This window comes from Lyngbya sp. CCAP 1446/10 (assembly GCF_026130175.1).
Classification (GTDB): domain Bacteria; phylum Cyanobacteriota; class Cyanobacteriia; order Cyanobacteriales; family Microcoleaceae; genus Microcoleus.
Genome location: NZ_JAIGNI010000005.1, coordinates 146,743 through 162,678, shown reverse-complemented (window position 1 = coordinate 162,678; position 15,936 = coordinate 146,743). Strand labels below are relative to the sequence as shown.

The following is a 15,936-nucleotide window of genomic DNA, read 5'->3' as shown; positions in this document are numbered from 1 at the left end:
TGGTATTTATGTAAGTCTTTTAAGATAATTAAATTTTTGTTTGAGTTTTTCACAAACGAACATAAATTTGATTTCCCCAAAATCCATCAATACACCTATACATAGAAAATGATTTAGGATTGCTATACTGGGAAACGTTACTGCATGAATGGTGTTGCTATGAAGTTTATTGCTGGCTGATGTTCTTTCACTGCGACAAAGAAACCGGGTTTCTGCGTAAATCTCGGTGAGGATGCTTAAATTATCCTAGAAACCCGGTTTCTTGGATGTGCGCGGGGGCTCAGAAACCGGGTTTCTGCGTAAATTTTAGCTACGATGCTTAAATGATCGTAGAAACCCGGTTTCTTGGACGCGGGTGTGGAATTTCATAATTATCGACGCGCAAAATGGCAGGTGCACGCGGATTCGCGCGGATGGTATAGTGATTTTTGGGATGCGACGACGAGGAGGTTATGAATGACGGCTGAAGAACTTTTAGAAAGATACGCCAAAGGCGAACGTGCATTTAAGAGTGCACAGTTAAGTGGGGCAGACCTTAAAGGTGCTGACTTGAGTGGCATCAACCTAGACAATGCAAATCTTTCAGGGGCAGATTTGAGTGAAGCAATTCTAACAGGTGCATACCTTCAAAGTACAAACCTCACTAAAGCATCGCTGAGAGGTGCTAATTTAAGTTGCGCCATTGCTGGCTCAGCGAATCTCAACTGGGCAGACCTTAGCGGTGCAGATTTGACCAGGGCAAACTTTAGTAGTGCTATTTTAAATTATGCTGACTTAGAGCGGGCAACTCTGATAGGAGCCAACTTAAATAATGCTAAATTAGGTCGCACCAATTTAGACGAAGCAAATTTGAGCGGTGCAAGTCTAGATAGTACGGACATACGTCTAGCTTCTTTGTATAAAGCCAACCTAAGTAAAGCGAATCTGAATAAGGCTGATTTGACTGAGGCAGATTTGCGGGAAGCTGACTTAACTATGGCAAATTTGAATGAGACAAATTTGACTGAGGTAAAACTTCAAAAAGCTAAGTTTCCGAAAGCTATTCTGCACGGTGTTGATCTGTCAAGAATGAATTTGACTAATGCAAATCTAGAAAGAGCCAATCTGCGAGGAGCCAACTTAATGAGAGCAAATCTAACTACAGCAAGTTTAAAAAGGGCAGACTTGACTGAGGCTCAAATCTATGGCTGGAATATCAAAAATGCAGACTTAACTGGTACAATAATGCCCGATGGAGAAATCTATCAGCCCGAAACCTCTGACGGAGAAATCTACCAGCCAGAAACCTCCGAAAAATTATCCCAAAAAGTGACTTCTATGACGCGCAAAATTATTCGTACTGACAAAGCACCGGCACCTGTGGGCCCATACAATCAAGCGATCGCCGCAACGGGCACTATGCTGTTTGTAGCAGGTCAAATTGCGATCGACATTCGACTCAACGATATCGTCTACACCGACGACGTGGCCAAGCAAACCGAACAAGTTATGGCAAATCTGGAAGCGATTCTCACAGAAGCCGGCGCTACTTGGTTGGATGTGGTAAAAACTACGGTTTTTCTCAAAGATATGAATGATTTTGCCGCCGTAAATGCGGTTTATGCGAAATATTTTGATGCGGAAACTGCACCGGCGCGCGCTTGTGTGGAGGTTGCTCGCTTACCGAAAGATGTGTTAGTAGAGATTGATTGTATTGCTGTGATTTAAATTCAGGGACTCGGCGGTTGAAACCGCGTCTACACAAACGATGTCCGCCTCCGCGGACTAAGAGTAAAATCGCTCGCCCGACAAGCATATTTTAGAGCAACGGGCGCATCAATGCTCTTGTAGTTCGGGAACCTGAATCTTCGGTAATTCCTTCCACTCAGACTCTATCGGTGAGTAACGACAATAGCATACCGCTAAACAGTCATACTCAGCATTCGGCATCTTGGGACTGTACTCCTCTACGTGCGACACTTCCCAGTCCCCCCAGCGAACATGAGTGCTGACAGCAGGGGATTTAGGCTCTTTACTTTCCGTAAATTGGGCAAAGTGCCGCAGGCGATCGCCCGTTTGAGGCAGAGGTTTGGTTGAGTAATCATAATGTTCTGCCAGGATACTCGTTAGAGCACCTGTATGGGAAAGCGATCGATCTTCCCAGCCAGGGGAAGATAGCGATTCTGTCTTGAACACGATCAACCGTTTTGGCATTGATTATTCCTCCCTCTCATGTTCGGGTTCGTATGGACTCGGTGGAAACTCTGTCAACCCTTCAAAATAAGATTCGGCGGTTGAAACCGCGACTACACAAACAATGTCCGCCTCCGCGGACTAAGAGTAAAATCGATCGCCATTAATCAATATCTGTCAAAATCTTAGCACCAATATCCTAGAAATCGAAGGGTAAAGTGCGCGACTGTCTTAACTCCCACAGCCGATCGCAATTGATCTGTCGCTGTCGCGCACTCTACTCCCAAATCAACCCGCAACAACCGGATTGAATCTTAATTAGCAATTAGCAATTACCTGCTAGCAATTACTAATTACCACCGATAAATCAGCAATTAGCAATTACCATACAAGCAATTACCAATTACCAACCCTAAACTATTTATTCAGCGCTTCGCGGGCGGCTACCGCTTCATCAGGATGAATGTTCAAACGGGTCAAGTTAATTCGACCTTTATTGTCAATTTCTCGCACTTTGACAATCACTTCATCATTCACAGCTAACTCGTCTTCCACTTTCCCAACACGGTAATCCGCTAACTGGGAAATGTGAATCATTCCTTCTTTTCCTGGCAGAATTTCGACGAAAGCGCCGATCGGAATAATTCGAGTTACGCGGCCGACATACACGTCTCCAGCATTCAACTTGCGCGTCATGCCTTGGACAATATTGTAAGCCCGCTGAGCTTTTTCGCTGTCGTTACCAGCAATTGTCACGGTTCCGTCGTCTTCGATGTCAATCTTGACACCAGTTTCTTCGGTGATGGCTTTGATCGTTTTGCCACCAGGCCCAATTACCAAACCGATGAATTCTGGATCGATTTTCAGCGTTAGCAAACGCGGTGCAAACTGCGACATTTCCTTGCGGGGAGTGTCGATAGTTGACAGCATTCTTTCTAAAATGTGCAGTCTGGCGGGTTTGGCTTGGCGGATGGCTGTGGCTATCACATCTAAGGGCAAACCTTTGATTTTCATGTCCATTTGCAAAGCAGTAATTCCGGTGTCGGTACCGGCTACTTTGAAGTCCATGTCGCCTAAGAAGTCTTCAATTGCCTGAATGTCAGTCAAAATTCGGACTTCATCGCCTTCTTTAATTAAGCCCATTGCCGCGCCGCTGACGGGTTGGGAAATGGGAACGCCTGCATCCATTAATGCTAGCGTTGAGGCGCAAACTGAACCCATTGAGGTTGAACCGTCGGAAGAAAGGATTTCGGAAACTACGCGAATCACGTAGGGGAAATCTTCTTTGGATGGCAAAACGGGCAGCAAAGCGCGTTCTGCGAGGGCTCCGTGACCGATTTCTCGGCGGCCGGGCGATCGCATCGGCTTAGTTTCTCCCACGGAAAATGGCGGGAAATTGTAGTGATGCAGGTAGCGTTTGTCTTGCTGCGGGTGCAAGTCGTCTCCTAAATCTTGGGCATCGCCTGGGGTTCCCAGGGTAGCTGCGGACAAGACTTGGGTTAACCCGCGATTGAACAACGCACAGCCGTGTACTCGCGACGGGAGCACGCCTACGCGACAAGAAACGTCTCGCACCTCGTCTAGCTTGCGGCCGTCTACACGGACGCCATCTTCGATGATTTGCTTCCGCATCATTTTTTTGGTAACGTCTTTGAAAACGTTGCCTATTACTTTGCCGTTGGCGCTGGCGGCTACTTTGATCGGATCGTCTTCGGCGAGTTGGGCGATCGCAGCTTCGACTTCATTGGCTTTCACTTCATCCAAAGCTGCATTCCGTATTGCTTTGTCTTTTTCAAATCTTGACAAAATGATGCGGATTGGTTCTTGGGCGCGATCGCGAATGAAGTTTTCGAGGGCGAAATCTTGCGGTGGGCGTTCCTCTACCACGAAATCGATACCCAATTCTGCCATGATTTCGCGCTGGGCTTGAATCAAGTCACAGGCTGCTTCATAGCCGAAGTCGATCGCCTCGATGATATCCTGTTCGGGCAATTGGTTGGCGCTGGCTTCCACCATGATTACTCCGTCAGGAGAACCGGCTACCACGAGATCCAACTCGCCTTCTTTGATTTCGCTGTAGGTTGGGTTGATGATGAAATCGTCCCCTACCAAACCGACTCGCACGGCAGCCATTGGCCCGTAAAACGGCATTTTCGCCAGCAGAATCGCTACGGAAGCGCCTGTTACCGCCAAAACGTCTGGGGGTACTTGTTCGTCCATCGACAGCGTTGTTGCTACGACTTGGATGTCATCTCGCAACCAGCTTGGGAATAGCGGGCGCAACGGGCGATCGATCAAACGCCCAGTCAAAGTCACTTTTTCTGGGGGACGCCCTTCGCGGCGCAAAAATCCACCGGGAATTTTACCGCCTGCGTACAGTCTCTCTTCGTAATCCACCAACAGGGGCAGGAAATCAATTCCTTCTCTCCCCTGCGATCGAGTCGCTGTCACTAAAACCGCCGTGTCACCCGACTGAATCAAAACTGCACCGCCTGCTTGAGGCGCTAGTAAACCAATCTTCAGTCTAATATCCCTTCCATCGAAGGATATTGACTTGTCTATCTCTACCATGTAGGACTGCTTCCTTATCTACCACATTCTTTCTCTGTCGGGATCGTAACACTACCACAGGATGTTTGAGAGTCCAATGCCAAAAGAGAGAGATTTTTTGTGCGGGCGATCAAGTCGTGGCGCTGGATGTATAAGCATTTATACTCTTGATATTGGGGCTTCTGGGGTCGGTTCGCCCGGGCGATCGCCCCCCAAACGCCTGCTCTAAATGGTAGGATGAGTTTTCGATTGGGACTTGGGAGCGATCGGGTCAACCGCAGATGTCGGGCAGATAAACACAGATTAACGCAGATATTTCAGATATTTCGTATTTTTGCATTGCCATAGTTCTATTATTCACAAGTTAGACAAAACTGAGGCAGCAAGTCTCGCAATTAAATAAAAATATTAGGATTTAAAAATGGCTATTTTACACGGCAGTTGGTTATTAGAACACGAAAAAAGCGGCTTGTTTGTTTGGGGGGAAACTTGGCGGAAGATTGGGGCGATCGATATTGTTGAATCTGAGTTTAGTCCGCAGCATCCTTTGGCAATGACTGAGGCGGAATTGAATACTTTTCTAAATTCTTTGCAGCAGTCGGGGAAACTCCACTGGCAATTACCAGAAACCGCAGAAATTAAGCAGAAAACTAAGAAAACTCGGAGTTCGTCCAAAACGACGGCGGCAGCCCTTCCCACGGAAATTTTATCGGTTCTGAGGCAAGTTCGGGCGATCGCGCTTCCGACCAAAATCTCGGAATCCAACGCAACTATTATGCCGCAGCACTCGGCCGCAGCATTAGAGGAACCAGGCCCAATCGATGAAATTTATCTTTATCCTTGGCAAGTTGAGGGTTATTTGCTCAACCCTCAAGCCGCTTTTGTTTTTTTGCAATCATTGCCGCTTAATAGCACAGAAGCAGATTCTTTTGTCGGCTCAGATTTGCGTTTTTGGTCGCATCTTGCTAGGTGGAGTTTGGATTTGTTGGCGAGGTGCAAGTTCTTGCCGGCATTGGAGGCCCAATCTGATGGTTCGGCTATTGCTAAGTGGCAACCTTTGTTAGACAGTTCGACAGATATTCTCCGTCTCGCTACTTTTTCTAAGCAAATGCCGACGGCTTGTCGAATGTATCAGAAGGAAGAAGGTTCGGCAGCGGATTTTGTAGCGGATGTAACGGATGTAAGATTGGCAGCGGATTTTGTAGCGGATTTAGCGGATGGAAGATTGGCAGCGGATTTTGTAGCGGATTTAGCGGATGGAAGAGGTGTAAGAAAAGAAAGTTCGGTGGCGAGGGAGGTATGGGCTTTGTCGGTGGATTTGCCGGTGGGGGCGCAGGAGTTGGTTTTGGGGTTTTTGAGTAGTGTTGTAGATGGTGAAGTGCGATCGGCTGCTGGCTCCACTTTAGACATCAAAACACTTTCTCCTACCCGCGAATGGCTGCAAGCTTTGCAACAAGAATCTGGAGTCGTGCAAGCAGAATCAGGGGCTTTAGAAAAGTTGGCAAACAAGCTTAGTGCTTGGACTTCACCGCTGCAAAACCAACTGTCTCAACAAAACCAATTTCGCACTTGTTTTCAACTAATCCCGCCGTCTCCGGGTAAAGTTAATTGGAGTTTAAATTATTGTTTGCAAGCAGTAGATGAAACGGATTTTTTGGTAGATGCGACAACTGTTTGGAATAATTCTGTTGAACGTTTGGCTTATGCGGGGCGGACAATTGAATTACCACAAGAAACTTTGCTGGGAGGGTTGGGTTTAGCATCGAAACTTTATCCTTTAATTGAGCCGAGTTTGCAAGCACAACGACCGCAATTTTGTCAATTAAATCCGCTGCAAGCTTACGAGTTTATTAAGTCTGTGGCTTGGCGGTTTGCTGATAGCGGGTTGGGCGTTGTTTTGCCGCCTAGTTTGACAAAGGCTGATGGTTGGGCGAGTCGTTTGGGTTTGAGCATTCAGGCGGAAACTCCGAAGGCGAATCCGGCGAAGGGTGGGCTGGGTTTGCAAAGTCTGCTAAGTTTTAAGTGGGAATTGACGATCGGCGGACAGCGCATTTCTAAGGCAGAATTCGATCGGCTGGTAGAACTTAATTCGCCTTTGGTGGAAATTAACGGTGAGTGGGTGGAGTTGCGCGCCACCGATGTGAAGGCTGCTAAAACTTTTTTTGCTAGTCGCAATTCCCAAATGACTCTTTCTTTGGAGGATGCTTTGCGTTTGGCTTCGGGCGATTCTCAGACTATTGAAAAGTTGCCTGTGGTGAATTTTGAAGCAACTGGTCAACTTCAGGAATTGTTGAATACTTTAAGCGATAATCAGGCGGTAAGTGCGATCGCGACTCCGGCTACTTTCCGAGGACAATTGCGGCCTTATCAAGCGCTAGGGGCGGGCTGGTTAGCATTTTTAGAACGCTGGGGTTTAGGTGCTTGTCTCGCCGACGATATGGGTTTGGGAAAATGCATTTTACCGCAGAGCTTGCTTTTTGTCAATGGTTTTTTACAAGAAGCTGAAAAAATCTGGGAAGCTTATTCTAACAAAATAGAATTCGACGGTGAGGGCTTTTGGTCTGAACCTACCGAGCAATTAATTGTAAATTCTATCCATCGGGAAACGGGCAAGATTGTACAAGCAAATGTTCGACGACTTTACCGCCAGCAAGTCCAAGAAAAATTGCGAACCATCAAACTGCAAGACGGTAGCAGCATCACTATTACCCGCCGCCACAAATTGTTAGGACGCGATGGCTGGACAAATGAGTTTAAAGTTGGAGATTATGTTTGTGTACCTGCCAAATTGTATTGGGAAGGAAAACCCGAAGATCCAAATTTAGTCAAATTTATGGCTTGGCAGATTGCTGAGGGACATGAACTGCCCAATCAAGCAAGGCTCATAATAACACAAAAAGATGCGACTGTTCTGGAAGATTTACGTATCTCACTCCACCGAATTAGCGAAAAGTATGGGATAAAAATCAATAATCCCGCTCTTCATAATCGGAATCATCCAAGAGCAGCAGATTTGACTGTATGCAGTCGATCATACCAAAACTTTCTCGAAACCAAAGGCTATCAGTGGGGGAAACTGTCAGCCGAGAAAAGTTTCCCAAAATTCATCATGCAAGCCAATCTGGATAGCATACGGATTTTTCTAAAAAATTACTTTGATGCTGAAGGTTCTGTTATTCCTCAAATGCGGAATGTCGAAATTAGTACCGCTTCGCCTGTAATTATCCAACAACTTTCTACACTCCTGCGCCGTTTTGGAATTTGGTTGCGAATCGCCGCCAGACAGAAACGTGCTACCAATGGTAGTGGAATTTTTCGCACCTATTATATCGGCACTTTCGGCGGTAACTCAGCGCGGATATTTTTGCAGGAAATAGGCTTTGGTTATTCAGAAAAACAGCAAAAACTAGAGAAAATTTGCGAAGTTACTGCCAATACAAATGTCGAAGGAATTCCGGTTTCGGATCTTGTTGCTGATGCAGTAGAGATGACAAAACTGCCGCTGCGGCATTTCGGGATGCACAATCCTGTTTATATTAACGGTTCCCAACAGTTTTCCCGCACCAGTCTAGGAAAGGTGATAGCAGGTATGGAAAATGTGCTGGCTGGTTCCGCAGAACAAGAGTACCGCCAGCTAAAGCCTTCTAAATGGACAAATCAGACCCTGGATGCCTATGCAAATCTCAATGTACCGCAGCTAGATAATGTTCGAGAAAATTTGCAACTCATACTCGATCGCGAAGTATTTTATTGTCGGATAGAGGAAATTGAGGATTTTGATTACAGCGGCTGGGTTTACGACTTTGAGGTGAGCGAACATCACAATTTTGTTGCCAACAATATTTTGTGCCACAATACTGTTCAACTAATTACTTTCCTCCTACACTTACAAGAACAAAATGCCCTAGAAGCGCCGACATTACTGGTTTGTCCCACATCAGTATTAGGCAATTGGGAGCGCGAAGTCAAGAAATTTGGGCCGACGCTGAAAGTGTTAGTTCACCACGGAGACAAACGGGCTAAAGGTAAAGCATTTGCGGCCGCAATTAAGGGCAAAGATTTAATAGTTACCAGTTACGCGCTGGTGTTCCGCGATGCTAAGGAAATTCAAGGCGTTAAGTGGCAAGGATTGGTTTTAGATGAAGCGCAAAATATTAAGAATTCCGAGGCTAAGCAGTCGCAGGCGGTGCGGCAAATCGAGGCATCTTTTAGAATCGCGCTGACTGGAACTCCGGTGGAAAATAGACTGCAAGAGTTATGGTCAATTTTGGAGTTTCTGAATCCGGGCTATTTGGGGCCTCGCAATTTCTTTCAGCGCCGATTTGCTATTCCGATTGAGAAATATGGAGATAGAGAATCATTGCATACTTTGCGATCGCTCGTTCGGCCTTTCATCCTCCGCCGCCTGAAAACGGACAAGGAAATCATCCAAGATTTGCCGGAAAAACAGGAAATGACTGTATTTTGCAGTCTGGCTGCTGGACAAGCCGCATTATATCAGAAAGTAGTCGAAGAGTCGATCGCTAATTTGGAATCAGCCGAAGGCATTCAGCGCCGGGGAATGATTCTGGCTTTGCTGGTAAAACTCAAGCAACTTTGCAACCATCCCGCTCTTGTGAACGCAGCAGCTAAGCCGAAAGAATTGAGCGTTAACAGCCAAGAATCGGGGAAATTGCAGCGGTTGGTGGAAATGTTGGAAGAGGTTGTCGCTGAGGGCGATCGGGCTTTGATTTTTACTCAATTTGCCGAATGGGGAAAACTCCTAAAACCGCATTTAGAAAAGCATTTAGGGCGAGAAGTTTTGTTTTTGTACGGCGGAATTAAGCAACAGCAGCGGGAAGAAATGATCGATCGCTTCCAGCACGATCCCCAAGGCCCACCGATTATGATATTATCGTTAAAAGCTGGCGGCACCGGTTTGAACTTAACCAGGGCTACCCACGTTTTCCATTATGACAGATGGTGGAATCCGGCAGTAGAAAATCAGGCAACTGACCGCGTATTTCGCATCGGTCAAACTCGCAACGTGCAAGTCCACAAATTTGTCTGCACGGGTACGTTAGAGGAGAAAATACACGATATGATCGAAAGTAAGAAAGCTCTCGCCGAACAAGTAGTCAGCGCGGGGGAAAACTGGCTTACCGAACTTGATACTGACCAACTTCGCAATTTACTGATTCTCGATCGCGATGCTATTATAGAAACAGAAGAAGAATAATATTTATTGGTTTGTCGCCGGGGCGGGGCGGGTTTACTAGATCGATCGTTTGTATCATATATATTGGTGAACCCTCCCCTACAATAATTAGAGTTGATTTATCGGACATAATCTAATATATACCTTCTTCCCTCTTCCCTCTTCCTTCTTCCCTCTTCCTTCTTCCTTCTTCCTTCTTCCTTCTTCCTTCGCCTTATGATTGACAGAGAATGGTGGACACAACAGTGGCTCGATTTAATCAATACCTACCGTTTCAAAAAGCGTTTAGAACGCGGGTGGCAATATGCGCGGGAAGGTAAAGTTCTCAGCATTAAGTTTCCCAACCAAGAAGTAATTGCCGTAGTTCAAGGCACTGATCCCAAACCCTATCAAGTTTCTTTAGGACTTGATACATTAACCGATGAAGATTGGGATTATGTGATTGAAAATATGTCGCAAAGAGCGGTGTTTTCGGCTAAATTATTAGCAGGAGAAATGCCGCACAATATTGAGGATGTATTTGCTGCGGCTGGAAAAACGCTATTTCCATTAAGTTTATCTGATATTCACGCGCGCTGTAGCTGTCCTGACCCCAAAAATCCTTGCAAGCACATCAGTGCAGTATACTACTTGTTGGGCGATCGCTTCACAGAAGATCCTTTTGTACTCTTTCAACTGCGCGGGAGAACCAAAGAGCAAATTTTGACCGCACTCCGCCAAAGACGAGGTACGCCAGGAGACGAAAATTCCCAACTCAACTCCGGCGAAAATTCCCCCACTGCGAATGCTAAATTGCCAAAGGTCGATCGCTTTTGGGAATACAACCAGCAGCTAGAATCATCTTTAGTAGTAATTGTGCCGCCGCCCAGCAGCGAAACAGTCTTAGATATTTTAGGCCCAATTCCCCTCGCAACGGACGGAAAAGGAACAGCCAACAAATCCTCCCCCGCATCAGACGCACTCAAGCAGCATTTTAGCAAAATCTACCAAGCAGTTAGCCAGCAAGCAGTTTTAGCCGCACTGAAACGGGGCGAAGGAGACTAACAAATTTATCTTTTCTTCAATCCGCGGAGGCGGATTTCGTTTGTATAGTCGCGGTTTCAACCGCCGACTTTTTTTCTTCAATCCGCGGAGGCGGATTTCGTTTGTATAGTCGCGATTGAAACCGCCGAGTCTGATGATCTAATTGCGTTTAACAGAAGGCGGATTGGTGAAACGCAACCAAGTTGCTAAAGTCGCTACCGCGAAAACTGAAGCGAAGCCGAACGTCAAGAAAGTTTCAAAGGCTGACATAATGCTGTTCCTCTTAATTTGAGCGATCGATCAAGTCTTTTCCTTTATCTTTATATCAGCCTCAATCCATTTTTTCAACCTGCCCGGACATAAAGTATTTACTACTTTAACTTTGGCAATATTCTGTTACATAAATTTACACTTGCCTCAGATTACTCATAATCTCGATCAATTCCTGGGGGCGTTCAATCAAAAAATCGGGATTGTGTACAGCCAAAGCCTCCTGAGAATTAAAACCCCAACCTACAGCAATTATCTTAATTCCAGTTTTTTTAGCAGCATCTATATCTCGGATTTCATCTCCCACATAAATGACTTCTTCAGGATTTATATGCTCTCTTTTTAGCCATCTATCAATAACTTTATTTTTTCCAAAAGTTGAACCAGAGTAAATAAAGGTGAAACTGTCTTGCAAACCGTTAATTTCCAGCAATGCTAAGACATTTTCTCTGGAATTAGAGGTGATAATACCCAGTTGAAACCCAAGGCTTTTTAACTCCAGCAAAACTTCTTTAATTCCCGGAAATAATTGAATGTGGGGAATTTCACTGCGCAACTCTGCCTTCAACTTTCTAATCAGCAGCGGGACTTTGAAGATAGAAATGCCAGAATACCTAAGGATTTGCCAAGAAGTTAAATTACTCAGTTGAGCGACTTCCTCTTTTGTCGCAGACTTAAAGCCGAATTCTTCTGACAAACGGTTGGTGATGCTCAGAAGAATGTCGATTGTATCTGCTAAAGTGCCGTCAAAATCAAAAATAATTACTTTGGTCATTGGACAATAGCAAATAAGGAACGGCGAATCTATTCTATATTACCCATTACCTCTTGATTGTTAATGCAAAAAAGATAGCAACGGCGGGAATCGCACCCGCATCTCCCGGTATACTCCAGGGAATTCTACCACTTAAACTACGTTGCTGGTGGCAGCGAACCGAATCAAACGGTTGTCTCTCGCCTTGTAGAGGCGATCGCTCTACCACTAAGCTACACTGCCCCATTTTATTATACATTTTAAATGCAACTATTTGATAATTTCAAAAATAACGCACTCTACAGATAAATAACCATCAAGTAGGGTGTGTCAGTTTGGATAATTATTGTTTCCAACCAATAACCTCAAAACTGACGCACCGCAAAAAAATGGTGCGTCAGCAAGAGATATTTCATGTCTATCAAAATTCTGCCAACTGACGCACCTTACCGATAAATAACCCTTTTGCTTTCTTCCTTTTGCCTTCTTCCTTCTTCCTTCTTCCTTCTCCTTATCACCAGGGCGAATCAGTATAATCTTTAAATAACTTGCCATAAACATAGCGTTTATCATTTATTCCTGCATAAATAGGGTCACAAATGCGCGCCGCCGCATCTATCGCATCAAAAGGAGGTTGAACGCCACGTGCTTGCATCGTTAAAATTTGAGGATAAGGGTGTAGAAAACTTACCCATCCCGGATCGACCGCATTCATAAAAATTTTGTATTTTGCGTACTCTTTGGCGCAGGTGCGAGTCATCATGTTAAGTGATGCTTTGGCCATGTTAGTATGCGGGTGACGCCAAGATTTGTCGCCGTTAAACAGCCCTTCTTTTGAGGAAACATTGACAATATACTTGCTGTTTTCAGGAAAAATATTCATGAGCCTTTTGAGTCTGCTGTTGATAGCAAAAGGAGCAATCGCATTAATTACATGAACTTCTAATAATTCCAAAATGCTCACCTCATCGTCCTTCATCAGCCAACTGTTGAAAGGACGCAAATCCACTTGCTGTCCGTCGCTATCGTACATCCCCAGCGGAAACCAACTAGAGTTATCTTCCTCTGATATCAAGTTCTCTTGCTCTAAAGTCAAGGCTAAAGCACTTGCAGTTTGGTTGTCGGAATCTCCCGGTGCGATCGACTTTTTTGACATATCCCCACCAAGATTATGAGCCAAAAAGTGCGATCGCGCTAACAGCGGCTGAATTTCCGCAGGCAAAACCTCGAAAGGCAGAGCTTCCAAATCCCTCAAATGCTGGTAAAATGCCGGAGGGCGGCGAACAGTTTGAGCAGCATTGTTGACGATAATATCGAGTCGGGGATAGCAACAAGTGAGGTGTTCTGCAAAACGCTCAACCTTGGCAATATATCGCAAATCTAACTCGTAAACGTGCAGGCGATCGCCCCAATCGCCAAAATCAGTTTCAGCAGCATACCTTTTAGCAGCATCGCGAGCAAAACGAGTAGTAACAATTACCGAAGCACCAGCCCTCAGCAACCTCAAAGTTACAGCATACCCAATTTTTACCCTCGCTCCCGTCACCAAAGCAAACAGCCCGTGCAAATTAGCCGTTTCGTTGCGTTTTGCATAATTAACTTCACCACAATCCAAACACAAACCGCGATAAAAAGAATGCGGCTGTTTAAAATTATTCTTGCAGACAAAACAGCGTGGCAGTTTATCCATATTCAATCCATAATTGAAATCAAACAAGACTAACTATCATGTCCAGGCACATCGCGAAAGATTAGCATCAGTAAAATTTGTCCCATCAATATTAGCTTTTTTCAAATTAGCACCGCTCAGATTAGCATTGCTGAAATTAGCCCCGCTGAGATTTGCTTTCAGGAAAGTTGCTCTTTTCACAACAGCACCGCTGAGATTAGCACCAGCCAAAGTAGCTTTATTAAAATCCGCATCGCACAGGTTAGCTCCAGTAAAATCAGCTTGATAAAAATCAGCATTTGTCAAATCAGTTCTCTCTAGATTAGCACCGCGCAAATTAGCTCTCATAAAACAAGCCCCTGCAAATTTACTCCACCGCAAATTAGCTCCTGCAAAAACAAATCCTTTAAAATTCCAGCCATTCAAGTTAGAGCGAATTAATTTAATCCCCGCCAGATTTGCTCCTGTCAAATTTGCCCCGCCCAGCTCAGCCAGACTCAAATCAGCCCCGCTCAAGTCAGCACTACTCAAATTAGCACCAGTCAAATCAGCTCTACCGAGTTTAGCTTTTTTCAGGATGCTTTGAGATAAATTAACTTCCCGAAAATTAACTGAACTAAGGTTTGCTTGACTGAGATTAGCTCCCTGCAAATCAGCCCCGCTGAGATTCGAGCGGCTCAGGTTAGCGCCGCTCAAATCGGCATTTCTCAGATTAGTTACTTCCAAGTTACTCTGAAAAATTTTGGCTGTTTGCAAATTGCTGCCTTCAAAATTTGCTCCTGCTAAATTTGACTCTCTCAGGTTAGCGCGGCTCAAATTAGCTCCGCTTAAATTTGCCCAACTCAAGTCTACGAAACCGCCCAACAAAAGTAGATTTTGCACTCTCCATTTATTCCAGATTGCTGCACCTTTTTTGAGCAAAATGATTTGTGATTCCTGACCAAATATCGCAGCTGCGGTAGCTCGCACCCGCTCGTCAGCATCGTCAAAAACTGTAATTGCTGCTTCTAAACCTGCTTCTCCGTAGTTGAGAGCCTCTGAAAGTGCTGCTAGCCTTGCTTCAGCTAGCGGGCTTGCTAAGCGCTGCTTGATTCCTGCTATGCCGCCCAATAAAGCAGCATTAATTGGAGGTGGATTTTTACCGCCCAAAATTGCATCGTATTCTGTGGGTTCGTTTGCAGACATGGATTTTAGAAGAAGGAAGTTCGGCAACGGATTCGCTCCGCGGATGTAACGGATGTCAGGAAGAAGGAAAAAAGAGTGGAACTACTGACTAATGACTAATGACTACTGACTAATGACTACTGACTGCTGACTAATGACTATTAATTTGACTGGCTTTGGCATTCCGCCGCAGCATTTCGGGTTTAATTCGCCGCAGCGCCGAAGCTGTAAATCTGCGGTTCCACTCCTCATCGGAAATTTCTTCTAATTCTGCAAGTGTCGGTGCTATGTTTTCAGGATAAGGCTCAAATTCTGCAACATCTGTTGGTTTAGCAAATCGCTGATTCCAGGGACAAACATCCTGACAAACGTCGCAACCTGCTACCCAACCTTGTAAATTAGATGCAATTTCGTCGGGCAATTTTTTGGCTCGATTCTCGATCGTATGATAAGCTATGCACCGATCGGCATTCACGACAAAAGGCTCAGTAATAGCTCCCGTCGGACACGCCTCGATGCAGCGAGTACAAGTACCGCAATGTTCAGTGTGTGGCGCATCGGGCGCTAACTCCAGATTAGTCAAGATTTCGCCCAAAAACACCCAAGAACCGTATTCCCGCGAAATTACATTACCATTTTTAGCAATCCAGCCAATCCCTGCACGCTGCGCCCACATTTTATCCTGAATCGGCCCGGTGTCAGCATAATACCGCGCTTCAATTCCCTCAGCTTGCGATCGCACCCAATTTGCCAAAAGCTTCAGTTTTTTGTGAAGAATTTTGTGATAATCCCGTCCCCAGCCGTAGCGAGAGATCTTAGCATACTCGATCGCTGCATCGTCCCCGCCCTCAAACGGGGGATTATCGGGGCGTTGGTGAGGCGTGTAGTAGTTGATGGCTACACATATCACTGACTGTACATCTGGCATGAGCGATCGAATATCCAGCCGTTTCGGGTTTGCCATCCATGCCATGTCTGCCTGATAACCCTTGTCCAACCAAGCCTGCAATCTTTGTGCATCTACCTGCGTTTCTTCCTGTGCTGAGGCGAGCCCGACTTTGTGAAATCCCAACTCTAGGGCTTTTTGCTTAATGAGATCGCTATTAATTGATATTTTCATAAGTAAGGAACCATATC

Annotated in this window: 11 protein-coding genes and 2 tRNA genes; 3 read left to right on the top strand and 10 right to left on the bottom strand. The window is 45.4% G+C overall.

The features are described 5' to 3' along the window. Positions 1 to 456: 456 nt before the first annotated feature. Complete coding sequence (locus tag K4039_RS29745; protein WP_321161521.1) at positions 457 to 1,707, top strand: Rid family detoxifying hydrolase; 1,251 nt, start codon at positions 457 to 459, stop codon at positions 1,705 to 1,707. Between the two features lie 108 nt (positions 1,708 to 1,815). Here K4039_RS29745 and K4039_RS04240 read toward each other — a convergent pair whose 3' ends face one another. Then, positions 1,816 to 2,193, bottom strand: a complete 378-nt coding sequence (locus K4039_RS04240; RefSeq protein ID WP_265233886.1) for a hypothetical protein — start codon at positions 2,191 to 2,193, stop codon at positions 1,816 to 1,818. A 396-nt stretch (positions 2,194 to 2,589) separates the two neighbouring features. Next, a complete protein-coding gene (locus K4039_RS04235) occupies positions 2,590 to 4,743 on the bottom strand; it encodes a polyribonucleotide nucleotidyltransferase (protein WP_265233885.1) in 2,154 nt (717 codons plus the stop codon). 400 nt (positions 4,744 to 5,143) lie between these two features. Here K4039_RS04235 and K4039_RS04230 point away from each other — a divergent pair, with 400 nt between their 5' ends. After that, positions 5,144 to 9,940: an SNF2-related protein gene (locus tag K4039_RS04230; protein WP_265233884.1), complete on the top strand. Its 4,797-nt coding sequence runs from the start codon at positions 5,144 to 5,146 to the stop codon at positions 9,938 to 9,940. Positions 9,941 to 10,027: 87 nt separating this feature from the next. Here K4039_RS04230 and K4039_RS04225 read toward each other — a convergent pair whose 3' ends face one another. Further along, positions 10,028 to 10,162, bottom strand: a complete 135-nt coding sequence (locus K4039_RS04225; protein WP_265233883.1) for a hypothetical protein — start codon at positions 10,160 to 10,162, stop codon at positions 10,028 to 10,030. Between K4039_RS04225 and K4039_RS04220 the strand changes: the two genes are divergently transcribed. Next, positions 10,136 to 10,963 (top strand): SWIM zinc finger family protein, encoded by an 828-nt coding sequence (locus K4039_RS04220; RefSeq protein WP_265233882.1) that lies wholly within the window; start codon positions 10,136 to 10,138, stop codon positions 10,961 to 10,963. The genes K4039_RS04225 and K4039_RS04220 overlap by 27 nt on opposite strands. Before the next feature lie 385 nt (positions 10,964 to 11,348). Here K4039_RS04220 and K4039_RS04215 read toward each other — a convergent pair whose 3' ends face one another. The 7 genes from K4039_RS04215 to queG all read right to left on the bottom strand — a co-directional run bounded on the left by K4039_RS04215 (position 11,349) and on the right by queG (position 15,919). After that, positions 11,349 to 11,987 carry an HAD-IA family hydrolase gene (locus tag K4039_RS04215; RefSeq protein ID WP_265233881.1) on the bottom strand — a complete coding sequence of 213 codons (639 nt, stop codon included), beginning with the start codon at positions 11,985 to 11,987 and terminating at the stop codon, positions 11,349 to 11,351. Positions 11,988 to 12,062: 75 nt separating this feature from the next. Continuing rightward, a tRNA-OTHER gene (locus K4039_RS04210) sits at positions 12,063 to 12,134 on the bottom strand. After that, positions 12,134 to 12,209 (bottom strand) — tRNA-Val (locus K4039_RS04205). Before K4039_RS04205 ends, K4039_RS04210 begins: the two co-directional genes overlap by 1 nt. A gap of 87 nt (positions 12,210 to 12,296) precedes the next feature. Continuing rightward, a complete protein-coding gene (locus tag K4039_RS04200; RefSeq protein ID WP_265233880.1) occupies positions 12,297 to 12,521 on the bottom strand; it encodes a hypothetical protein in 225 nt (74 codons plus the stop codon). Continuing rightward, positions 12,481 to 13,656 (bottom strand): SDR family NAD(P)-dependent oxidoreductase, encoded by a 1,176-nt coding sequence (locus K4039_RS04195; protein WP_265233879.1) that lies wholly within the window; start codon positions 13,654 to 13,656, stop codon positions 12,481 to 12,483. The genes K4039_RS04200 and K4039_RS04195 overlap by 41 nt, the downstream gene beginning before the upstream one ends. A gap of 36 nt (positions 13,657 to 13,692) precedes the next feature. Then, entirely contained in the window at positions 13,693 to 14,820 is a 1,128-nt protein-coding gene (locus K4039_RS04190) for a pentapeptide repeat-containing protein (RefSeq protein WP_265233878.1), read from the bottom strand. A 130-nt stretch (positions 14,821 to 14,950) separates the two neighbouring features. Then, a complete protein-coding gene (gene queG / locus K4039_RS04185; protein ID WP_265233877.1) occupies positions 14,951 to 15,919 on the bottom strand; it encodes a tRNA epoxyqueuosine(34) reductase QueG in 969 nt (322 codons plus the stop codon). Positions 15,920 to 15,936: the final 17 nt, after the last annotated feature.